Source organism: Nonomuraea sp. LPB2021202275-12-8 (assembly GCF_037044575.1).
Lineage (GTDB): Bacteria > Actinomycetota > Actinomycetes > Streptosporangiales > Streptosporangiaceae > Nonomuraea.
On the sequence record NZ_JBAHWD010000149.1, the window covers coordinates 1 to 541 of the forward strand.

1 pseudogene is annotated in these 541 nt (G+C 70.4%); it reads right to left on the minus strand.

Going from position 1 to position 541, the window contains the following annotated elements:
- Positions 1-382: pseudogene (locus V5E28_RS49120) on the minus strand (S41 family peptidase); the annotation flags it as partial.
- Positions 383-541 lie beyond the last annotated feature (159 nt).

Consider the following 541-nt stretch of genomic DNA (forward strand, 5'->3'; position numbering starts at 1 on the left):
CGGGAACCTGGTCGGTGGTCTTGCGGTAGACGGCTTCGAAGGCGGTCCAGTCGGCTTTGCGGTCGCCGGTCAGCGCCGGCATGGTGGCCTCGGGCAGGTCGCGCCCGTCGCGGTTGAGCTCCTGGGTCAGGGCGACGAATCCGGCGGTCAGCAGCGAGCGGGCGTCCAGCGTGGCGCCGCTGTAGTAGTTGCCGAGGATGCAGAAGTACGCCTGCTCGATGACGTCGATCGTGGTGGCCGTCTCCGCCTCGGGGACTCCCGTGGGTGGCGCGCAGACCGTGCCGGCTGATGTGCCTGGGTGGCCGCGCGGCGGCGCCGGTGCCGTGCAGGCCGCCGCCAGCAGGAGGGCGAGCCCGGCGGCCGCGGTCCTGATGATGGTCATGACAGGCGTCTCCGGAGCCACCAGAAGGACAACCACGTGAGGCCGAGGGTGAGCAGGGCGTAGATCCCGGTCTCGATCCACTGGAAGGGCCAGAAGCGTTCAAGGGGCTGGTAGGTCGCCTGCTGCCGGTAGCCGAGCCGGTTGATCTCGGCCGTGCAC